Origin of the sequence: Kitasatospora sp. NPDC056783 (assembly GCF_042789895.1) — a bacterium.
Taxonomy (GTDB): Bacteria; Actinomycetota; Actinomycetes; order Streptomycetales; family Streptomycetaceae; genus Kitasatospora.
In genome coordinates this window covers 1-21,240 of record NZ_JBHUAF010000118.1, presented here as the reverse complement: position 1 = coordinate 21,240, position 21,240 = coordinate 1, and the positions used below count along the sequence as shown (strand labels likewise).

The following is a 21,240-nucleotide window of genomic DNA, read 5'->3' as shown; positions in this document are numbered from 1 at the left end:
GGCATCCTCCGGCCGGGCTCCCCGGCCGGGACCACGGCCGGGCACCCGGCCGACGACCACGGCCCGGGCCACGTACGAGCGCGGGGACCTGATGACCCACCAGCCCGAACCACTCCTGCCCGGCGTCCTCGCCATCGACGCGGGGAACTCCAAGACCGACGTCGCCCTGATCGGCGCCGACGGCAGCATCCTCGGCAGCGCCCGCGGCGGCGGCTTCGAGCCGCACCGGATCGGCGGCGCCGCGGCGGTCGCCGGTCTCGCCCCGCTGGTCGAGCAGGCCGCCGCCGAGGCCGGCCACCGGGGCTGGAGCGGGGTGCTCACCAGCCACGTGAGCGCCTGTCTGGCCAACGCCGACCTGCCGGTCGAGGAGGAGGCGCTGCGCGAGGCCCTGGAGTCCCACCCCTGGGGGGTCGCCAGCACGGTGGCCAACGACACCTTCGGCCTGCTGCGGGCCGGCACCGACGGGCCGCGCGGGGTCGCGGTGGTCTGCGGCGCCGGGATCAACTGCGTCGGACTGCTGCCGGACGGCCGCACCGCCCGCTTCCCCGCCCTCGGCCAGCTCACCGGTGACTGGGGCGGCGGCGCGGGTCTGGCCGCCAGCAGCATGTGGCACGCCGTCCGGGCGGAGGACGGGCGCGGCGGGCCGACCGGGCTCGCCGCGGCCATCGCCGAGCACTTCGGCCTGCCGACCGCCGGCGCCGTCGCCGAGGCCGTCCACCTGGGGCACCTGCCCGGCACCCGGCTGCACGAGATCGTGCGGGTGCTGTTCGCGGTCGCGCGCGAGGGGGACGCGGTGGCGCTGGAGCTGATCGACCGCCAGGCCGACGAGATCGTCCGGCTCGCGGTGGTGGCGCTCGGCCGCCTGGAGCTGCTGGACGCCCCGACGCCGGTGGTGCTGGGCGGCGGCGTGCTCGCCTCCCGGCAGCCGCTGCTGCTGGACAACGTGACGGCCCGGCTCGCCGAGGCCGCGCCGCTGGCCGAGCCGCGCGTCGTCGTCGCGCCGCCGGTGCTGGGCGCGGCGCTGCTCGGGCTCGACCACCTGGCGGCGGGTGCCCCGGCGCAGACCCGGCTGCGCGAGGCGTACGAGGCGGACCGTCAGGCGGCCGCCTGACGGCCGCCCACTGACCTCCCTCCCCCGCTGGTCCCGGACGCCCCGCGGGGGAGGGAGCCCCGGGCCGGGAACCACGGACCGGTCCCCCGTCGTGTCAGAGGGTGACCGCCGTCCGACGCCGTCCGGAAGACCCGCTCCATGGCCACGCCCCGACTCCTGCTCGCCGCCGCCCTGTTGGCCTGCGGCGGCGCGGCCGCCCTCACCGGCTGCACGCCCTCCGACTCCGGCCCGACGGTGACGGCCGCCTCCGCCGCCGCCCGCGCCGACGAGGGGGCGGACGACCTGCTGGACGACGATGACGTGCTGTTCGAGGACGAGGACGAGGAGTCCTCCGCCGCGGCCGGCCCGTCCACCAGCTCCGCCGCGCTCCCGTCCGCCGCACCCGACTGCGCCTCCCCCACCGCGCGCCCCGGCCACGAGGTCCTCGTCGTCGTCACCGCCGGCCCGGCCGAACTCACCGCCCAGCCCGCCCGCTTCAGCTGCGGCCCCGGCCGCTACGAACCCGCCGGCAGCCCGGTCCACTACGGCTTCGCCGCGGCGGGAGTGACGGCCACCCTGGCCGACGCCGGGCAGGACGTCCCCCTCGTCGAACTGATCGACCACCTCGACGAGTGCCTCGCCGAGCGCGACCCGGCCGGCCCCGCCGCCTGCCACGGCAACACCTACGACGTGGTGCTGGACTCCCACGGCCGGATCATGCGCATCGCCGAGGTCCCGGGGGCCTGACCTGCGGGTTCACCGCCGCCCGGGGGGCCGTCCCGGCGCATACGGTGTAGAAGCGCCTCTCAACTGTTGGCATTCGGCTGCGCTACGCGCGTCAACCACGCGTCAGCTGCGGCCTTTTGACGTTCACTACGTCCGCCGGGGCCTTCGTTGGGGTTCGTCTTACCTTTTCCGTCGTTGACCCTGTTTCGACAACTCTGCTTTGCTTCCGGCCGTCGGCGGTAACCGGCCTCCCGTCCCCACACCACTGACCGTTCACGACGGGTGGTCAGTCCCTCCGCGTTGCCGTCGTCGCACGTCCCCCTTCGTCCCCCACCGTGCCGTCGCGCCGCACCCCGGCGCGTCCGGCACCAGAGAGGAACCCTCACGATGGGCATCTCCCCCACCTCCCGCCGGTTCCGGCTGCGCGCCCTGACCGGGCTCAGCGCCCTGGCCCTGGCCGCCACCGGCTTCGCCGCCGCTCCGGCCGCCCAGGCCGCGCAGGACGACCGGCCGGCCGGCGAGTTCGCCGGGCAGCCCCACCCGTACCGGCACGGCGTGCACCCGACCAAGGAGAACGCCGGGCAGGCGGCCAAGGCGGCGACCAACAACCTGAGCTACGGCGGCGGCGTGGACGGCATCGGCGTCACCACCGGCGCGCCGAAGGTCTACCTGATCTTCTGGGGCACCCAGTGGGGCACCCAGGGCACCAACTCGGCCGGCTACACCACGCTCTCCGGCGACCCGAAGGGCGAGGCGGTCCGGACGCAGCAGCTGTTCAAGGGCCTCGGCACCAACAGCGAGACCTGGTCCGGCGTCATGACCCAGTACTGCGAGGGCGTGGCCACCGGAGCGACCAGCTGCCCGACCGGCTCCACCCACGTCGGCTACCCGACCGGCGGCGCGCTGGCCGGCGTCTGGGTCGACGAGTCCGCCGCCGCGCCGAGCCAGGCCAGCGGCTACCAGCTGGCCACCGAGGCCGTGAAGGCCGCCGGGCACTTCGGCAACACCACGGCCGCCGCCAACCGCAACGCGCAGTACGTGGTGCTGTCGCCGACCGGCACCCACCCGGACGGCTTCAACACCCCCAGCGGCGGCTTCTGCGCCTGGCACGACTACAACGGCGACACCACCCTGACCGGCGGCGCCGCCCCCTCCCCGTACGGTGACGTGGCGTTCACCAACGACCCGTACGTGACCGACATGGGCTCCTCCTGCGGCCAGAACTACGTCAACAGCGGCAGCGCGGGCACCCTGGACGGCGTGACCATGGTGTACGGCCACGAGTACTCGGAGACCATCACCGACCAGAACCCGGCGGGCGGCTGGACCGACTCCACCGGCTACGAGAACGCCGACAAGTGCTCCTGGAACGGCGTCGGCGGGACGGGCGGCTCGCAGAACGTGGCGTTCGCGACGGGCACGTTCGCGATGCAGGGCACCTGGTCGAACGGTGTCAGCGGGTGCCAGATCTCGCACGCGATCGTCCACTGACGGTCTGACTGCCTGACCGCCTGACGATCTGACGGTCTGACGGGTCTGACGGCCTGATGCGCCGAAGCGCCGGGGTGGGCCCGCCCCGGCGCTTCGGCGTCCGCCCGCTCCTACGGTACGACCAGCCCGAACTCGTAGGCCTGGATGACCAGGTGGACCCGGTCGCGGGCGTCGAGCTTGGTGAACAGCCGGGCGACGTGGGCCTTGGCGGTGGCCACGCTGATGGTGAGCTCCCCGGCGATCTCCGCGTTGGACAGGCCCCGGCCGACCAGGGTGAGCACCTCGCGCTCGCGTTCGGTGACGGCCTCGGCGACCGGCCTGCGGGGCCGGTCCGCCGCCCCCTGCGGGCGGGCGGCGAACTCGCCGATCAGCCGGCGGGTGATGCCGGGGGCCAGCAGGGCGTCCCCGGCGGCGACCACCCGGATGCCGTCCAGGATGGTCTCCAGGGCGAGGTCCTTGACCAGGAAGCCGCTCGCCCCGGCACGCAGCGCGCCGTAGACGTAGTCGTCGTCGTCGAAGGTGGTGAGGACGAGGACGTGGGTGGGCAGGTCCGGGTCGGTGGTGATCCGGCGGGTGGCCTCGATGCCGTCCGTGCCCGGCATCCGGATGTCCATCACGGCGACGTCGGGGCGCAGCCGGGCGACCAGTTCGACGGCCTCGGCTCCGTCGCCGGCCTCGCCGACCACCTCCAGGTCGGGGGCGTCGGCGATCAGCACGCGCAGGCCGGTGCGGATGAGCGGCTGGTCGTCGACCAGCAGGACGCGGATCACGCGCCCACCTCCAGGGGGAGTTCGTCGGGGGCCCGTTCCGGCAGTGGCAGCCGGGCGGCGACCAGGAAGCCTCCCCCGGGGCGCGGCCCGGCACCGAACTCACCGTGCAGCAGCGCGACCCGCTCCCGCATGCCGGCCAGGCCGTAGCCGGTGCCGGGGGTGCCGGGGGCCGTCCCGGCGCCCGGGTCGGCCACGGTGACGGCGACCTCCCGCGTTCCGTACTCGACGGTGACGTGGCAGTCCCGGGCGCCGGAGTGCTTGACCACGTTGGTGACCGCCTCCTGGACGATCCGGTAGGCGGCGAGGTCCACCTCGGCCGGCAGCGGACGGGCCGCGCCGTGCCGGGTGAGCGCCACCCGGACCCCGGCGTCCGCCGTCTTCGCCGCCAGCCGGTCCAACTCGCCGAGTCCCGGCGCCACTTCGAGCGGCGCCTCCTCCCCCTCGCCCTGCCGCAGCGCGCCGAGCATCCGGCGCAGCCCGGCGAGGGTCTCCCGGCTGGTGGCCTCGATCGCCTCCAGGGCCCGGCGGGTCTCGGCGGGCTGGGTGTCCATGACCCGGCTGCCCATGCCGGCCTGGATCGCGATGATGCCGATGCTGTGGGCCACCATGTCGTGCAACTCCCGGGCGATGCGCAGCCGTTCGGCGGTGATGGCCTGCTCGGAGGCCCGGCCGCGCAGCACCTCGACGTGGGCGCGGCTCTGGTGCGCGGTGTTGCCGACCAGCCAGGCGATCAGCACGGTGGCGGCGAAGCCCCCGTAGGCGAGCGGGTTGACGGGGTAGTCGTTGACGGCGCCCCAGAGCAGCAGCCCGGTGAGGGCGGCGAGCGGCAGTGCCAGGGCGCTCAGCGAGGTCCAGCGGGAGCGGGTGGCCGCGCAGTAGCCGACCACCCCGTCGGCGATCAGGAACTGGAGCCCCGCGGCCTCCGGGACGGTCCACATCCCGAGGGCGAAGACGCCGCCCGCGAGCGCCACCACGATGGCCGCCAGCGGCAGCCGGACCAGCAGCGCCGCGACCAGCGTGGTGACCACCGCGGTGACCAGCAGCGGCATGTCCTCGGGGTTGCCGTGGTAGGTGAACAGGTGGCGCAGCTCGTCCTCGCGCGTGAAGGAGCGGAAGACGACCAGGCTCGTCCAGAGCGCCCCCACCCACACGCCGGCGGGCAGGCGCCTGAGCAGCGGCGGACGGGGTTCGGTGATCATGACGCGATGCTAGGGCGTCCCGGCCGGCGGCGCATCGGCCCGGGGGCGTAATCCCGGGGGCGGGTGCGGCGGCTCCGGTTGTGGCCCGCCGCCCGATGCCGGGCGGCGGCCCCGACCGGCAGCGTGGTTCCCGTGATCGAGATCGAACGACTGACCAAGCGGTACGGCGCCACCACGGCCGTCGACGGGCTGAGCTTCACCGTCCGGCCGGGCGCGGTGACCGGCTTCCTCGGCCCCAACGGCGCCGGCAAGTCCACCACCCTGCGGATGATCCTGGGCCTCGACGCCCCCACCGAGGGCACCGCCACCGTCGCCGGCGTGCCCTTCGCGAGCCGGCCGCGCGGCCTGCGGCACGTCGGCGCCCTGCTGGACGCGGGGGACGTGCACGGCGGGCGCAGCGCCCGGGCGCACCTGTCGGCACTGGCCCGGAGCAACCGCGTCCCGCTCGGACGGGTGGACGAGGTGCTGGCGGAGGTGGGCCTCGGCAAGGCCGCCGGGCGGCGGATCGGCGGCTACTCGCTGGGCATGAAGCAGCGCCTGGGCATCGCCGGCGCGCTGCTCGGCGACCCGCCGGTGCTGCTGTTCGACGAGCCGCTGAACGGGCTGGACCCGGAGGGCGTGCTCTGGGTGCGCGGGCTGTTCCGGCGGCTCGCGGACGAGGGGCGGACGGTGTTCGTCTCCAGCCACATGATGGCGGAGATGGAGCACACCGCGGACCGGCTGGTGGTGATCGGCCGCGGCCGGCTGATCGCGGACGAGAGCCTCGCGGAGTTCTCCGCCCGTGACGCGGTCTCCTCGGTGGCCGTCCGCACTCCCGGACTCGCCTCACTGGAACCGGTGTTGCGGGCCGAGGGAGCCGAAGTCCTCCGTACCGAAGCGGACTTCGCGGTCGTCACCGGGCTTCCCGCCGCGCGGATCGGCGAACTCGCCCTGCGGCACGACGTGGTGCTGCACGAACTGGCCGCCCGGACGTCGTCGCTGGAGTCGGCGTTCATGTCCCTGACCGCCGACAGTGTCGAGTACCCGGCTGGAGACGCCCGATGAACCGTCGCGAACTCGCCGAGCCGGCCCCCCGGCTCCTCGACCTGCTCGCCGCCGAGTGGATCAAACTGCGCTCGCTGCGCTCCACCTACTGGGTGCTGGCGCTGGCCTCGCTGGTGGCGATCGCCGTCAACGTGAACGCCGTCCACACCGACCTGACGTACATCGACCACCCGCGGCCGCGCATGCCCGGACAGCCCCCGTACAGGTACGATCCACTGTTCCACGGCCTCGGCGGCATCGCCGGCGACCTGATGATGATCGCGGCCGGCAGCCTCGGGGCGATCACCGTGTTCGGCGAGTACACCACCGGCCTGATCCGCACCACCTTCGCCGCCGTCCCGGACCGGCGGGGCGTGATCGCGGCCAAGGTGGTGCTGATCGGCGGGATCACCGCGCTCGCCGGGCTCGTGGTGTCGACGGGTTCCTTCCTGACCGTCAACGCGATGCTGGCCTCCCGGCACCTCGGGCTCTCCCTCGCCGACGACGGCTGCCTGCGCGCGGTGCTCGGCTACGCGGCGATCGTGCCGGTCTGCGCGCTGATCGGGATGGCGCTGGGCGCGCTGCTGCGGCACGCCACCGCCTCGATCGTGTCCCTGGTGATGCTGCTGTTCGTCCTGCCGATGATGTTCGGCGGCGACCGCTACCGGTGGCTGAAGGAGATCGGCACCCACCTGCCGTCGGCCACCGTGCAGCGGCTCACCATCAACCCCAACTCCAGCGCCACGATGGGGAAGTACGCGCCGAGCGTGCTGGACTCGTGGATCACCATGGGCGTCTGGGCGGTGGTCGCGGTGGCGGTCACGGCGGTCGCGGTGCGACGGCGGGACGCGTGACGGCGGGTCCGGCCTCCGACTCCGGCAGCACGTTACGCCAGTAGCCCACGGAGAGCTTCGACGTCCGCACGGAATCGGTGATCCGCCGTCCGCACCGGCCGAAGGAAGGACGTGGGGAGTGGCGCCCCTGGCGCCGGATCGTCGACGAACCGAGGGATGAGGTGGACGTGCAGGTGGGGGACGGAGTTTCCCAGCACCTCGTAGTTCATCTTGACGGGCTTGAAGTGGGCCTCGACCGCCCGCGCGGCCAGGAGCATCTCGCTGAAGAATCCGAACGCCTGGCCCTCGTCGAGTTGGGTCGGCTCGGCGGCGTGGGGACCGTTCCAGATCACCGTGGTGTAGCCGGGAATCACCGCCTGGTTCAGGTACACATCCGCGAAGGCTCCATGCCGGACCCGACGACCGCGGCCATTGTCCGCCATCCCTCGGGTGGCGCACATGGCGCAGTCGAGACCGGCCTTCCGGTCCTCCCAGTCTGCCGGCCACGTTGACGCACTCATGAACCTTGGATAGCTCCCGACAGCCCGCCTCGCACCTCGAACGCACCGAGGCCACCTCGGCCGCACCGCACCGGAGACCGCTGCCGACCGCTTGCGGACCGGAAATCAGAGCGACCACGCTCAGTCAGCACCTCTACAATTCCCGTGAGTTGGCAGCGGATGATCCGTTCGCGCCGGAGAGGGAATCCCAGTGACTGAGGTAGTTGCAGCGATCAGCCTTGCGGAGCAAGCCGTGTCGGCCGCCATGGCTCGCGCCCTGCCGCCTGAGCTGTCCGAGCGAGACCCCCTCGTCCGATCCTCCGAGCACGCCGACTTCCAGTCGAACGTCGCCCTGTCCCTCGCCAAGCAGGCAGGGCTCCCGCCACAGAACCTCGCACGGGCCCTCCAGGGCGAGCTGGCCGGCGGCCCGGTGTCGTCGACCCTGTCCGGCCCCGGGTTCCTCAACCTGACGGTGGCAGATTCACAGCTCTGGGCGCAGGTCGAGGCCCGGCTCGCGGACCACCGGCTGGGCATCGGCCTGCCCCTGGCCGGCGCCCGCACCGTCGTCGACTACTCGGCGCCGAACATCGCCAAGGAGATGCACGTCGGCCACCTTCGGACGACCGTCATCGGCGACTCGCTGGTCCGGGTGCTGGCTTTCCTCGGCGGCGACGTCATCCGGCAGAACCACCTGGGCGACTGGGGAACCCAGTTCGGCATGCTGATCCAGTACATCGACGAGCACCCGGAAGCGCAGTGGCGAGGCGGCGGCGCGGGCGAGCAGGTCTCTGTGCTCGACGGCCTGTACCGGGCCGCACGGCAGAAGTTCGACGCCGATCCCGAATTCGTCGAGCGTGCTCGGCATCGGGTGGTGGCCCTTCAAGGGGGCGACGAAGCCACGCTGGCGGTGTGGCGGGAGTTGGTCGCGGTGTCCGGCCAGGCCTTCCAGCAGCTCTACGATCGGCTTGGAGTCCTGCTCACCGAGCAGGACTCTGCGGGTGAGTCGACGTACAACCCGTTTCTGGACGAGGTCGTCGAGGAACTGGTCGAGGCCGGCATCGCGGTCGACAGCGATGGCACGCTGTGCGTGTTCTTCGACGACGTCACCGGCCCGGACGGCGAGCCGGTGCCGCTGATCGTCCGCAAGAAGGACGGCGGCTACGGCTACGCGGCCACCGACCTGGCCACCATCCGGCATCGGATCCGAAAGCTCGAAGCGAACCGGCTCCTGTACGTCGTCGACGCCCGGCAATCCCTGCACTTCCAGATGATCTTCGCCACCGCCCGCCGGGCCGGCTGGCTCACCGACGACGTCGAGGCCGTCCATGTGCCGTTCGGCACGGTGATGGGCCCCGGCGGCACACCGTTCAAAACCCGCTCCGGTGGCACCGTGCGGCTCTCGGAGTTGCTGGACGCGGCGGTCGAGGGCGCCCGGGAGGCGATGGCCGACAAGCCCCACGATCTGACCGGGGACGCGTTGGAGAGGGTGATCCAGGCTGCCGGGATCGGCGCGATCAAGTACGCCGACCTGTCGACCTCGCGCGCCAAGAACTACGTCTTCGACATCGCCCAGATGGTCTCGCTCCAGGGCAACACAGGCGTCTACATGCAGTACGCCCACGCCCGGGCCCGGACGATCCTCGGCAAGGCCCCGAAGGAGGCTCTGGAGCAGCCGGTCGACACCTCGCTGCCTCTGCACCCCGCCGAGCGCACCCTGATCCTCCTGCTGGACGGCTTCGACGCAACCGTTCGCGAGGTCGCCCAGGAGCTGGAGCCGCACCGGCTGTGCGGATACCTGTTCTCCCTGGCGAAGGCCCTCACGGACTTCTACGGCGCCTGCCCGGTCCTCAAGGCGGAGACTCCGGCCATTCGGGCGAACCGGGTGGCGCTGTGCCGTCTGACCGCGCGGACGCTGGCCCAGGGCCTGGACCTGCTCGGCCTCCAGGCCCCGGACCGGATGTAGCGAGTGGCCGCCCCGGTGAGCGCGGCTACGTGCCTACCGGGGCCTCGCGCAGCGCCCTCACCAGCCGTCGGCGTTGGTCGCCGTCCTGCCGCAGGCCGATGCCGTCCCGCGTGTTGACGGCACCGTCGGCCATGAGCGGGCTCAACCCGCGTTGCAGCGACGAGAACAGCGCCGGGGACCGACCCGACGCCTCACCGTAGCCGAGATGGTCCTCACCGCACACGCCGCCGGGCTCACCCGTCAGCGCACGGAGGACGTCATGGATCCTGACTTCCGCGTCCTCGCCGGCCAGGGCCAGGGCGAGCAGGGCGACGGACCGCTCTGCTCGGCTGCGATGCCTCTCGTACGTCGTGGCGTCGCCGCCCAGGAAGACGTGCGGAACGGTGAGTGCGTTGAGGACCAGCCGGAGCTTGAACGGCCGGGAGTCGAGGAACCAGGGCTCCGCGACGACAGGATCCACTGTCACCTCGCCCTCCGATGTGACGGTGAAACCTCCCAGGGCAATGGCCTCCTCGACCTCGCCCACGGTGGCGTGGAGCTTACTGGTGTAGGAAACCTCATGGTCCAAGCCGAGCCCGTACCGCTGATGGAGCCCGATGACACTGCGGGTGAGCGCTTGCAGCCGTTCCGAGGGCAGCGCCTCGACACCAACGAAGAGGAGGTCGAGGTCGGACGAAGCGTGCGCGCTGCCATCGGCGTGCGACCCGTACACCAGTCCGTAGCCGTCGGTGCCGACGTACTCGGCACGGAGCCCGGCCGCAGCCCCGAAGACGTCATACGGGGTTCTGTCGTGCGGCCGGGAGAGCTGACAGCCGTAGGCGTTCATGCGGCACCCACCCGACTGCGCGGAATGTGACGACCAGCCGGGCCGGCCCAGAAGTCGATCACATAAGCACCGGTGGGGATGAAGACCTCACCCGACGGCTGGGTACGGGCGTCCACGAAGGCTCTGACTTCGCGATATACGTGCGGGTCGTCCATCAGCACCGGCAGGGACTTCATGTGGACGGTGGTGAACCACACGCGGGCGGCCTCTGGACTGGGCGCGACGGCGATGCCACCGAGCCGGGAATAGCGCAGTCGGCCCTCACCACGCGCTTCCGCACCCTGGAGCTCCTCCAGGAGGATCTCACGGGTGTAGCCGCGTCCGGTTCCGGGGAACGGCGCGACCTTCTCCCAGGCCCTGGTGACCAACTGCTGCTCGGGAGTCTCGGAGTCGAAGAACAGGGCAAGCAAGTGCCCGCCCGGCGCGAGGAGCCGGAGGATGTCGCGGACCAGACCACCCGCCTCCTGGCGTCCCTGCGCGAGGTCGACCCTGGGTACGATGCCGGCGGCGCCCAGTTCCTCGAAGAAGTCCATCAGCGGGTAGCTCAGCGACCAGAAGGCACCGACGATGTCGAAGGAGCCGGCCAGGCCTTCGTCGAGCATTCGGCGGACCGCGAGCTTGGTCTCCTGCCGGAGCGCCTCGGCCTCGGGGTAGCGGGCCCGGAACGTATCGATCATGGACCGGCTGTAGTCGGTGGCGCGCAGGCGGCGCGCGTACGGAGTGAGGCAAGCCGTGACACGGCCGGTACCGCAGCCGAGTTCGGCGACAGTCAGGCCGTGTCCTCCGCCGGGACGGCCGTAGTGACGCTCCATCACGCGACGGACGAGCTCGGTGTCCTCGACACCGTCGAAGTAGTGAGGGAGGAGGAGCTGGTCGTAGAGACCGGGGACCTGGTAGATCTCCCGGAACAACGACTGGTGCGCTGCGGACACGATGAACCTTCCTTCTCGACTGGGAGGAGTGCGCGCCGCCACCGGGGCAGCGACGCGCGGACGGACGACCGTCGGCCGGGCGCGCTACTCGCAGTCACGCCCGAGTGCGGTGACATGGTCGAGCACACCGATGAGGTGGCGCTCCTCGATCCGCAGGTTCTGGCCCATGAACCTGAGCGGGTACAGGGTCGCGCCACGGCAGAAGAATCCCCCGTCGGGAAGGCTGAACTGGTGCAGGTGCCAAGCTCCTTCGGCAAGCATGCGGGCATGGATGGCCTGGTTGACCTGGTTGATCCGATCGACGTCGGGGGCCACCGGGTCCACGTCGGTGGGGACATACATGAAGGCCACCGCCGTCAGGTCGGGGTCGTTCAGACGCAGGAGCCTGGGCGAAGCGTCCACCAGCTCCGTGAACCGCCTCGTCGTGTCCAACCTTCGTTCGACCATGGCTGCGAGCCCTGACCGTCCGTACGCCTTGACCGTCATCCAGAGCTTGAGCGACATCCACGCCTTCGACCCGATGAAGGGCGTGGTCTGCCCCGTCGCGAAATCCTCCTGCATGATCAGGTCCGAGTAGCTGGCGACCATCCTCATGTGTGCCGGGTCGCGTACCAGCAGCGCACTGAGGGCGTACGGGATGCCCATGACCTTGTGCGGGTCCACCGTGATGCTGTCGAAGCCGCCGATTCCGTCGATCTTGTGGCTGAGCTTGTCCGTCAGTGCACACGCGAGGCCCCAGCACGCGTCCGCGTGCAACCAGGCGCCCTCGTCGGCCGAGCGCGCCACGTCGTGCACCCCGCGGAGGTTCTCGATGGTGTGGGTTCGGCTGTCGCCGGCGTACGCGACGACTGCCATCACCGAGCCGGCCTCCTCGCGGAGCGTGCGTTCCAGTGCCTGTAGGTCGTAACGGAAGTCGACGGTGTCGACCTCCACGAGGCGGGAGCCGCAGCCGATCCACGCCATCGCGCTCTTGACGCTGTAGTGGCCGATCCCTCGCGGCACCACGATGGACGGCTTGGAAGGGCCGGCGACCCCACACTCCATGGTGCCCGGTGCCCAGTACTCCCTCGCGAGCATCATCGCGATGGTGTTACTGAGCGTGCCACCGTGGGTGACGCACCCGCCGACGTCCCAGATCGACTCGGTCCTCTCCACCGGGGAGTTGTCGTATCCGAGCAACTCGCGCAGCCAACGCAGCACTGTGATCTCGACGAAGGTGCCGCTCGGGGAGTCGAAGCTCTGGTTGATCAGGTTCTGCTGGGTGAACAGGGAGAGCAGGCCTCCGCAGAGCGCCGCCACGTCATCCCCCGTGTCTCCGAAGCCGAGGAAGAAAGGGCTGCTCTCGTTCTTGCAATCGGGCAGCACGTCCCGGACGAACTCATCGAGAACCGCCTCCAGCGGGCTGCCGTCCTCGGGCAGCGGGGCGAGGAGCACGTCTCGCAGCTCGAACGGCCGGCGACGTACCCGGAATACGGAGTCCTGGAGCTTGAAGTCGAGGCCCAGACCGACGAGGCGGGTGAACAGGCTGAGCAGTTCCTCCCGCCGCTCAGCAGTGACATGAAGCGGTGGCTGGTCCGGAACAGGCGGTGTGGTCATCGGTTCCTCCGGTGGTGCAACATCACATGCCCGTGCGCCGACGGCCGGGCAGAGCACGTCGCGCTGCCGCCAACCGCTCAATTCGGGGCGAAATCCTCCCCGGGCGAGGGGCACGGCAACTAGCGTGGGAACCATGAGAGTCGACCGGTGGCCTGACCGGTAGACAACGGGACTTAACGTCACGGGGTTAACCCCGGCCCACCCGCTCCGATGTGCCCGAGGTGCGGCTCCGGCTGGCGGCGCGATCTCAGGATGGGGACGATGGTGTCAGCTCCTCTCAGGCGCTCGCGCATGGAACACGGCTGGTCTCAGGAGCGGCTCGTCCACGAGATCGAGCGATACGCCCGGCAGCGCAGACTCGACGTGGCTTCGACTCCGAGCCTGCGCGTCTACGTGTCGGAGTGGGAGAACGGCCGGCGCCCGATCGGCCCGCTGTACGCGTCCGTTCTTCGCGCCCTCCTCGGGCTCACCGATCGTGAACTCCTCGACCGCACGACATCGGTCGGGTCTGTCGTCGCCGGCTACGACGAACTGGTCGACCGCATCGACTCGTCACACAACCTGAGTCTCGGCATGGTCGACACGTTCATGGCCCAGACCGAACTGCTGCGCACTGTCGACCGCCAGATGGGCGCTCCCGCCCTGGTGGACCAGATGCAGGCCCATCTGGCGGCCCTGGAGGAGTCCCTGACCTTCGCCGTGCTGCCGAGCACCCGGGAACCGATTGCGCGAGCGCTTGCCGGGGCAGCCACGCTCGGTGCATGGCAGGCACTCGACGTGGGCGCGACCGAGCGGGCCTGGCGGCACTACGAGCTGGGCAAGCGGGCCGCCGCCGAGGCGAAGGAGCCGATGTACCTGGCTCACGCCATGGCAGAGCAGGCCTACGTCCTGTCCTCGGCCGGCAAGCCGGACCTGGCCGTGCAGCTCGCGCAGGAGGCGCACCGGACAGTCGGCGGCAAGGCGTCGCCGCGTTTGCTGGCGTGGCTGCACGCCGCCGAAGCCGAGCTCCTCGCTCAGGCCGGTCGTCCCGACGACTGCCGCCGCTCACTGGACCGAGCGGCCGGCGCCCTCCCGTCCGGGGACACCGACCGGGATCCCGACATGCTGAGCATCTTCCTCAACGGCAACCACCTCACCCGGTGGCGCGGCAATGTGCTGGCCCGGCTCGGCGACGACAACGCGATGAATGATCTGTACGCCGCGCTCGCGGGGATGGACGCGACGTTCACCCGGGCCAGGGCAGGTCTGCACTGCGACCTCGCGCAGGCCCATCTCGCACGCGAGGAACGAGACCAGGCCGTGAACCACCTTCGGCAGGCCCGGCTACTCGCCAACCGCACGGGATCCACCCGTCATCGGGCTCGCGTCGACAGATTGGGCGCCGACTTCTGAGAGCAGCGGCGGAGGTCCGGCCGGAGATCGAGCTACCGCTTCCGGGAAGCCAGGATATGGAGGAGCGCCACCAAGGTGCCGGAGCCCATCAGTTTCCCCTCCGCCATGAGCCCTGGAACCTCGGCCAGCGGCACCCACGACACCAGTCCGGCCTCCTCGCCCTCCTCGGGTTCGCCCACCAAGGCCGCTCCCTCGCCGACGAAGACCTCGTGGGGAGAATCCACCATCCCGACCATCGGCTGGAACGTCACCACGTGGTCGAGACCGTTCGGCCGCCACCCGGTCTCCTCCTCCACCTCGCGTAGCGCGGCCTGGCAGCCGTCCTCTCCGGAATCGACGATGCCGCCGGGAAGCTCCCAGCCCCAGGAGTCCGGCACGAAGCGGTACCGCCACAGCATCAGCACGCGCTCCTCCGAGTCAAGGACCGCCGCTATGGCCACGCGCTTCAGCCTGACCACGTGATGTTCGAACCTCGGGACTCCCGGAGGTTCGACATCCACCAGGGCAAGCCGCACCCAGGGGTTGTCGTACACCAATCGGTCTCCGTGGATCCGCCACGGTTGGAGTTCGCCCGCCTGATCGCCCATCAGCGTCCACATCCCGGTACGAGAGCAGCAACGGCCCCCAGTTGACCACAACGCCCCGGCTCAGGCCGCCGCGCCCGCCTTGGTGCGGAAGGCGCCGAGGGTGGCCGCCGGGATGCCGCAGGAGGGGAGGAAGGAGGCCGCGCCGCCGTGGTGGGTGCGGACGCGGTCGAGGAAGACCGACATCGCCTCGGCCGGGGCCTCCAGCAGGGGTGCGGGGATGGTGAGGTGGCGGCCCTGGGAGTCGGTGACGCGGGAGGTGGTGTGGGTGGTGGTGTGGTCGTTGAGGGCGGTGCGGTGGCGTTCGGCGAGGCCGGCGAAGATCTGCGGGAGGGCGTCGGCGGTGCGGGTGTAGTCGGCGACGATGTGCTCGGCGGGCACGTCGAGGAGGTCCAGCAGGAGCGCGGTCAGCAGGCCGGTGCGGTCCTTGCCGGCGGCACAGTGCAGCAGGACGGCGCCGGGGCGGACGGTGGCCTCGACGGCGACGGCCACCGCCTCGGGCGCGGACTCGGCGAGCAGGACGTAGAAGTCGCCGAGGTCGGCGGCGGTGGCCATGGTGCTCATCCGCGCGGTGAGGGTGTCGGTGGCGGGGTTCACCGGGGCGGCGACGACGGCTATCCCGGCGGCCTCGGCGGCGGCCCAGTCCCGGGGGTCGGTCTCGCGCGGGTCGCGCAGGTCCACGACGGTGCGGATGTCGCAGCCGCGCAGCTGGGCGACGGTGGCCTCGTCGGCGGCCGGGAACGGCTGGGCGGAGCGGTACAGCACCCCGGGGCGGATCCGACGGCCTTCGGGGTCGCCGAGGGCGGCGGCGTCGCGGAAGTTGACCAGGGACATGCGGGAGGCCTTTCGGTGGGGCCGCACCCGGGACGAGAGGGGAGTCCGGAGGGCGGAGACATCTAGACGTCTAGATGTGTAACGCCTCCCGGGGTCCTCGGGCAAGCCACGGCGGGTGCATCCTTCCATCCCACTCCCATCGCCCGGCGACGGCGACCCGGGGCGCCGGCACCGGCTCCGTAGGATCGGCCCGTGGCGACGAACCCCCCGCACCCCCCGACCCCGCCGGACGCCCCCCACCCCCCGACCCCGCCGGACGCCCCGCTGTACCGCCGCCTGGCCCGCCGGCTCCAGGAGCGCGTCGACGCCGGCGCCTACCCGGCCGGCGCCCGGCTGCCGAGCGAGTCCGAGCTGAGCGCCGAGTTCGGCGTGAACCGGCTGACCGTGCGGCAGGCGGTGGCGGAGCTGGAGCGGGCCGCCGTGGTGGAGATCCGCCGGGGCGTGGGCACCTTCGTCCGCCCGCCCGCCGTCCGGGTCTCGATCGCCGTGGACCCGCGCAGCCAGCGCTTCGACCTCGGCAGCGTGCACACCGCGCTGCCCGGCGGGCACGGGGGGACGGACGGCGAGCCGGGCGACGGCGAGTTCGTGGTGGCCGCCCCGCCCGTCACCGGCTCGGCCCAGGACGCCGAGGCCGCCCACCAGCTGGGCCGCGAGCCGCGGGAGCTGTCCCGGGTGGACTCGGTGATCCGGCTGGACGGCCGGGCCCGGGCGGCGTGCAGCTACTGGGTGCCGTTCGGGCCGCTGCCCGCCGAACTGCTCCGGCCGGGCCGCCCCGGCAACCTGGTGCTGGACCTGGCGCGGACCGCCGGGGTGGAGCTGGAGTACGACTGGCGGGCCTTCGGCGCGGTCGGCGCCGACCTCGCGGACGCCGAACTGCTGGGCGTCCCGCCGGGCACCGCGCTGCTGGTGCGCGAGGGGGTCAGCTGCACCCCCGACGGTTCCCCGGCGCTGTACGTACGGCGGCGGATCGACGGCAGCAGCGCGCGCTTCGTCCTGCACTTCCGCGACCGGTAGGACGCCGTCCGCCGGCCGTACCGGCCTTGGTACATTCGGCGCCGGAACACCGGGGCGCACAGGGGCTGGCAGGACACGTTGACCGACGGGACCGACTACGACATACCCACCGAGCTGGCCGAGGTCTACCTCACCCTGCTCGCCGACGTCTCCCGCACCGGCCGGCTGCCGCGCCGCGAGGAGCTGGAACGCCTGCGCAAGCTCGGCGAGCACTGCGCCGAGGCCGGGTTCGGGCTGCGCGAGGTGGTGTCGCACTGTCTGGCCGCGGCCCGGCGGGCCTGGCAGACCCTGCCCGGGACGACCGCCGCGACCAGTGTCGGCGAACTGCGCCGGACGGGCGACGCGGTGCTGGCCGCCACCGATGCCGCGCTGGCCGCGCTGGGCGATGGCCATGAGCGCGCCCAGCGCCTGGCGGTCCGTCAGGAGGAGGCCGCCCGGCGGGAGTTCATCGACGACCTGCTGTTCGGCCGCAGCGACCTCGGGCTGCTCGCCGAGCGCGCGGAGCGGTTCGGGCTGCGGCTGGCGGGCGGGTACACGGTGGCGGTCGCGGTCGGCGACGCGCCGTTCGCGGACGTGCACCCGCTGGTGCACCGGGTGGAGCGGGAGCTGGCCGGGCGGTTCGGCGAGCGGGACGTGCTGCTGGCCAGCAAGGACGGCCGGCTGGTGTGCATCGCCCCGGACTCCGAGCTGGCGGTGCTGGAGGCCTTCGCCGAGCTGACCCTGCGGCCCGGCCCCGGCTACCGCCCGGTGCGGCGGGTGGCCACCGGCCGTCGCCACTCGGGGCCGAACGGGGTGCCGCGCAGTTACGAGGAGGCGCTGGGCGCGCTGGACTACGCGCACCGCCTGAACCTGCCCGCCCGGCAGCTGAAGGCGGAGGAGCTGCTGGTCTTCCCGGTGCTGATGCGGGACCGGTCGGCCATGGCCGACCTGGTGCGCACCGTGCTCGGCCCGCTGACCGAGGCGCGTGGTGGCGCCCGTCCGCTGCTGGACACCATCGCGGTGCAGGCGGAGGCCGCGTACGTGAACGCGGAGGCCGCGCGCCGGCTGGGGCTGAGCGTGCGCACCCTGAGCTACCGGCTGGAGCGGATCAAGGCGCTCACCGGGTACGACCCGGCGGACGCGCTCCAGCGCTTCACCCTGGAGACGGCGGCCATGGGGGCGCGACTGCTGAACTGGCCGGAACAGCCCATCTGACCATCCGACCGTCCGGCCGTCGGGCCGCTCCGCCGGCGTGGCCGGAACCGCCCTCTGGCGCCGCCGCCCGGAACCCGCTACGGCACCCCCGGAGGCCACCGCCCGCCGGATCCGTCCGTCCACGACCGGCCGTTGCCGAATCCTGCACGCGTACGCCGCCGCCCGGACCCGCCGAGGCGAACCGGCGACCGTCTTGTGGCCCGGTTGTCGCAATGTCATGCGGGCGGTCCGCACCAGGGTGTCAAAGCGGCGTAAAGATTGCCGGATCCTGGCAATGTGCGACGGGCTCACCGACTGTCATGATCTTCCCGGCGCCGAAGTGCGGCGCCTGAGGAGAGGCGGGTGAGCGTGGCCGGAACGGGGGGTTTCATCACGGCCGCGCTGGCCTTTCCGACGGCGGTGTTCAGCTTCGCGCTGGTGGTGGTGGTCGGTTACTGGTTGCTCATGCTGCTCGGCGGCCTGGTACCCGGCGCCGTGCACGGGGGGCACGGCGGCGGGCACCATGCGGACGTCGGGCACGGGGGGCATGCCGGGGACGCGGGGCACGGTGCCGGGGGGCACGGTGCGCACGGGGGGTCCGACCCGCACGAGGGCGACCACCACGGAGGAGTGCTGGACGCGCTGGGGCTGGGCGGGGTGCCCGTGACGGTGGCGGTGTCGCTGCTGGTCGCGCTCGCCTGGTTCGTCAGCCTGTCCGGCACCGTCCTCACCTCGGGGGCACCGGCGCGCGGCGGCGTGTTCGTCGTCGCGCTGGTCGCCTCCTGGGCGGGCACCAGGGTGCTCGTCCGGCCGCTGTCGCGGCTGTTCCCGCAGGACCGGCCGGCCACCCGGGGGGACTTCGTCGGCCGGGTCTGCGTGATCCGCACCGGCCGGGTGACGGCCGGCTTCGGCCAGGCCGAGGTCACCGCGGAGGACGGCTCCACCGCGATCGTCCAGGTCCGCACGGCGGAGCCGGAACCGGGCCTGACGGCCGGCCGGACCGCCCTGATCTTCGACTACGACGCCGAGGGCGAGCACTTCCTCGTGGCGCCCTTCGACCCGCCGTACGAACGTCGCTGACACGCCTTCGTCGTCCTCTCACCGATTTTCTCTTCGCACCAACTCGCCATCTCGTCAAAGGACTCCGTGATGGACACCATCGCCGTGGGTTTCGGCGTGCTCGTCGCCGTCGTGCTGCTCATCGTGCTCGCCCTGCTGCTGTTCGTGGGCCGCCTGTTCCAGAAGGTCGAACAGGGCAAGGCCCTGATCGTCTCCCGGACGAAGAAGGTGGACGTGACCTTCACCGGCGCGGTCGTCCTCCCGGTGCTCCACAAGGCCGAGTTGATGGACATCACCGCGAAGACGGTGGAGATCCACCGGGCCGGCCGGGACGGCCTGATCTGCCGGGACAACATCCGCGCGGACATCCGGATCTCGTTCTTCGTCCGGGTCAACAAGACCGTCGAGGACGTCATCAAGGTCGCCCAGTCGATCGGCACCGCCCGGGCCAGCGACCCTCAGGCGATCCAGGAGTTCTTCGCCGTCAAGTTCGCCGAGGCGCTCAAGACCGTCGGCAAGCAGCTGGACTTCACCGACCTGTACACCCACCGGCACGAGTTCCGGGACCAGATCATCGCGGTCATCGGCACCGACCTCAACGGCTACACGCTGGAGGACGCGGCCATCGACCACCTGGAACAGACCCCGATGAGCCAGCTGGACTCCGACAACATCCTCGACGCCCAGGGCATCCGCAAGATCACCGAGCTGACCGCGATCGAGCACGTGCGCACCAACGAGTACCAGCGCAACGAGCAGAAGGAGATCACCCGGCAGAACGTGGACGCCCGGGAGGCCGTCCTGGAGCTGGAGCGCCGCCAGGCCGACGCCGAGATCCGCCAGCGCCGCGAGATCGAGACGCTGCGGGCCAAGGAGGACGCGGTGATCGCCCGGGTGCAGGAGGAGGAGCGGCTGAACGCCCAGACCGCCTTCCTGCGCACCGAGGAGCTGCTCGGGGTGCAGCGGGAGAACCAGGCCCGCGAGGTCGCGGTGGCGCAGAAGAACCGCGAGCGGGTCATCGCGGTGGAGAACGAGCGGATCGAGAAGGACCGCCTGCTGGAGGTCGTCGGCCGCGAGCGGGAGACCGAACTCGCCACGATCGCCAAGGCGAAGGAGGTCGAGTCCGCCAAGCGCGAGGTCGCCGACGTGGTCCGCGAGCGGGTCGCGGTGGACCGCACCGTCGCCGAGCAGGAGGAGGCCGTCAAGACCCTGCGCGCCACCGAGGAGGCCGAGCGCGTCCGCAAGGCCGTCGTCATCCAGGCCGAGGCCGAGGCGCAGGAGAAGCTCGTCAAGGACATCAAGGCCGCGGAGGCCGCCGAGCAGGCCGCCTCGCACAAGGCCCGCGAGGCGCTGGTGCTGGCCGAGGCCCGGCAGCGGGCCGCCGAGCTGGACGCGGCCGCCAAGATCCGGATGGCCGAGGGCATCCGGGCGGAGGCCGCCGCCGAGGGCCTGGCCAGGGTCCAGGTGCGGGAGCAGGAGGCCGCGGCGGTGGAGAAGGTCGGTCTCGCCGAGGCCGTCGTCCAGACCGAGAAGGCCAAGGCCACCGCGCTGGAGGTCGGCGCCAAGCTGAAGGCCGAGGCCGAGGGCCTCACCGAGAAGGCCGCGGCGATGGCCAAGCTGGACGAGGCCTCGCGCGGGCACGAGGAGTACCGGCTGCGGCTGGCCGCCGAGAAGGACGTCCGGCTGGCCGGGCTGGACACCCAGCGGCAGATCGCCGAGGCCCAGGCCGCCCTGGTCGCGGCCGGGCTGGAGAAGGCGAAGATCGACATCGTCGGCGGGGACTCGGTGTTCTTCGACAAGCTGGTCCAGTCGGTGACGGCCGGCAAGAGCGTGGACGCCTTCGTCGGCCACTCGCGGACCGCGCAGACCCTGGCCGGGCCCTGGCTGGACGGCCGGGCCGACTTCACCGAGGACCTGACCAAGGTGCTCTCCTCGGTCTCCACCGCGGACGTGCAGAACCTGACGGTGTCCGCGCTGCTGATGAGGATGATCGGCTCGGGCAACGGCGGCCAGGCCGCCCCGCTGCGCCAGCTGCTGGAGTCGGCGCGGCAGCTGGGCATCGCGGAGACCCCGATCGGGGCGCTGGCCGGCGCTTCGGTCAACGGCTCCAAGTAGCCCACGGCCGTCCGAAACGATCCGCTGAGCACCTGAATCCGCTGAGCACCTGAGGAAGCAACCGTGACCGTGGACGCCCTCGACGCCCGGCTCGACGCCGGAACCTACGAGGTCCTGCGC

Annotated in this window: 18 protein-coding genes and 1 pseudogene; 11 read left to right on the top strand and 8 right to left on the bottom strand. The window is 72.1% G+C overall.

What is annotated here, in order from left to right:
- Window positions 1–91: 91 nt before the first annotated feature.
- The 3 genes from ACFRMQ_RS18830 (at window position 92) to ACFRMQ_RS18820 (ending at window position 3,307) form a co-directional block, all read left to right on the top strand.
- Window positions 92–1,111 carry an N-acetylglucosamine kinase gene (locus ACFRMQ_RS18830; RefSeq protein WP_380731597.1) on the top strand — a complete coding sequence of 340 codons (1,020 nt, stop codon included), beginning with the start codon at window positions 92–94 and terminating at the stop codon, window positions 1,109–1,111.
- 138 nt (window positions 1,112–1,249) lie between these two features.
- On the top strand, window positions 1,250–1,837 hold the full coding sequence (locus ACFRMQ_RS18825; protein WP_380731595.1) for a hypothetical protein: 588 nt from the start codon (window positions 1,250–1,252) through the stop codon (window positions 1,835–1,837).
- Window positions 1,838–2,203: 366 nt separating this feature from the next.
- A complete protein-coding gene (locus tag ACFRMQ_RS18820; protein ID WP_380731594.1) occupies window positions 2,204–3,307 on the top strand; it encodes a hypothetical protein in 1,104 nt (367 codons plus the stop codon).
- 110 nt (window positions 3,308–3,417) lie between these two features.
- On the opposite strand, the gene ACFRMQ_RS18815 is transcribed toward ACFRMQ_RS18820, so the two are convergent.
- Complete coding sequence (locus tag ACFRMQ_RS18815; RefSeq protein WP_380731593.1) at window positions 3,418–4,077, bottom strand: response regulator; 660 nt, start codon at window positions 4,075–4,077, stop codon at window positions 3,418–3,420.
- Window positions 4,074–5,276, bottom strand: coding sequence for a sensor histidine kinase (locus ACFRMQ_RS18810; RefSeq protein WP_380731592.1), 1,203 nt, complete (start codon window positions 5,274–5,276; stop codon window positions 4,074–4,076). The genes ACFRMQ_RS18815 and ACFRMQ_RS18810 overlap by 4 nt, the downstream gene beginning before the upstream one ends.
- A 132-nt stretch (window positions 5,277–5,408) precedes the next feature.
- Between ACFRMQ_RS18810 and ACFRMQ_RS18805 the strand changes: the two genes are divergently transcribed.
- On the top strand, window positions 5,409–6,320 hold the full coding sequence (locus ACFRMQ_RS18805) for an ABC transporter ATP-binding protein (protein ID WP_380731591.1): 912 nt from the start codon (window positions 5,409–5,411) through the stop codon (window positions 6,318–6,320).
- Window positions 6,317–7,153 (top strand): ABC transporter permease, encoded by an 837-nt coding sequence (locus tag ACFRMQ_RS18800; protein ID WP_380731589.1) that lies wholly within the window; start codon window positions 6,317–6,319, stop codon window positions 7,151–7,153. The genes ACFRMQ_RS18805 and ACFRMQ_RS18800 overlap by 4 nt, the downstream gene beginning before the upstream one ends.
- A gap of 32 nt (window positions 7,154–7,185) precedes the next feature.
- Here ACFRMQ_RS18800 and ACFRMQ_RS18795 read toward each other — a convergent pair whose 3' ends face one another.
- Window positions 7,186–7,524: an HIT family protein gene (locus tag ACFRMQ_RS18795; protein WP_380731588.1), complete on the bottom strand. Its 339-nt coding sequence runs from the start codon at window positions 7,522–7,524 to the stop codon at window positions 7,186–7,188.
- A 319-nt stretch (window positions 7,525–7,843) separates the two neighbouring features.
- Here ACFRMQ_RS18795 and argS point away from each other — a divergent pair, with 319 nt between their 5' ends.
- Complete coding sequence (argS, locus tag ACFRMQ_RS18790; protein ID WP_380731587.1) at window positions 7,844–9,595, top strand: arginine--tRNA ligase; 1,752 nt, start codon at window positions 7,844–7,846, stop codon at window positions 9,593–9,595.
- A gap of 25 nt (window positions 9,596–9,620) precedes the next feature.
- Here argS and ACFRMQ_RS18785 read toward each other — a convergent pair whose 3' ends face one another.
- The 3 genes from ACFRMQ_RS18785 to ACFRMQ_RS18775 all read right to left on the bottom strand — a co-directional run bounded on the left by ACFRMQ_RS18785 (window position 9,621) and on the right by ACFRMQ_RS18775 (window position 12,949).
- On the bottom strand, window positions 9,621–10,421 hold the full coding sequence (locus ACFRMQ_RS18785) for a hypothetical protein (protein ID WP_380731586.1): 801 nt from the start codon (window positions 10,419–10,421) through the stop codon (window positions 9,621–9,623).
- Window positions 10,418–11,353, bottom strand: a complete 936-nt coding sequence (locus ACFRMQ_RS18780) for a methyltransferase domain-containing protein (RefSeq protein WP_380731585.1) — start codon at window positions 11,351–11,353, stop codon at window positions 10,418–10,420. Before ACFRMQ_RS18780 ends, ACFRMQ_RS18785 begins: the two co-directional genes overlap by 4 nt.
- 84 nt (window positions 11,354–11,437) lie before the next feature.
- Window positions 11,438–12,949 (bottom strand): pyridoxal phosphate-dependent decarboxylase family protein, encoded by a 1,512-nt coding sequence (locus tag ACFRMQ_RS18775; protein WP_380731584.1) that lies wholly within the window; start codon window positions 12,947–12,949, stop codon window positions 11,438–11,440.
- A gap of 291 nt (window positions 12,950–13,240) precedes the next feature.
- Between ACFRMQ_RS18775 and ACFRMQ_RS18770 the strand changes: the two genes are divergently transcribed.
- Window positions 13,241–14,341, top strand: coding sequence for an XRE family transcriptional regulator (locus tag ACFRMQ_RS18770; protein WP_380731583.1), 1,101 nt, complete (start codon window positions 13,241–13,243; stop codon window positions 14,339–14,341).
- Between the two features lie 32 nt (window positions 14,342–14,373).
- On the opposite strand, the pseudogene ACFRMQ_RS18765 reads toward ACFRMQ_RS18770, so the two are convergent.
- Together ACFRMQ_RS18765 and ACFRMQ_RS18760 are read right to left on the bottom strand one after the other, a co-directional pair.
- A pseudogene (locus tag ACFRMQ_RS18765) lies at window positions 14,374–14,907 on the bottom strand (NUDIX hydrolase); the annotation flags it as partial.
- Window positions 14,908–14,988: 81 nt separating this feature from the next.
- Window positions 14,989–15,759 carry a tyrosine-protein phosphatase gene (locus tag ACFRMQ_RS18760; RefSeq protein ID WP_380731581.1) on the bottom strand — a complete coding sequence of 257 codons (771 nt, stop codon included), beginning with the start codon at window positions 15,757–15,759 and terminating at the stop codon, window positions 14,989–14,991.
- 192 nt (window positions 15,760–15,951) lie between these two features.
- On the opposite strand from ACFRMQ_RS18760, the gene ACFRMQ_RS18755 reads away from it, so the two are divergent.
- From ACFRMQ_RS18755 to ACFRMQ_RS18740, 4 genes are all read left to right on the top strand, one after another.
- A complete protein-coding gene (locus tag ACFRMQ_RS18755; protein WP_380731580.1) occupies window positions 15,952–16,773 on the top strand; it encodes a GntR family transcriptional regulator in 822 nt (273 codons plus the stop codon).
- Between the two features lie 78 nt (window positions 16,774–16,851).
- Window positions 16,852–17,967, top strand: a complete 1,116-nt coding sequence (locus tag ACFRMQ_RS18750) for a PucR family transcriptional regulator (protein WP_380731579.1) — start codon at window positions 16,852–16,854, stop codon at window positions 17,965–17,967.
- Window positions 17,968–18,315: 348 nt separating this feature from the next.
- Window positions 18,316–19,026: a hypothetical protein gene (locus tag ACFRMQ_RS18745; RefSeq protein WP_380731596.1), complete on the top strand. Its 711-nt coding sequence runs from the start codon at window positions 18,316–18,318 to the stop codon at window positions 19,024–19,026.
- Between the two features lie 69 nt (window positions 19,027–19,095).
- Window positions 19,096–21,120, top strand: coding sequence for a flotillin family protein (locus ACFRMQ_RS18740; protein ID WP_380731578.1), 2,025 nt, complete (start codon window positions 19,096–19,098; stop codon window positions 21,118–21,120).
- Window positions 21,121–21,240: the final 120 nt, after the last annotated feature.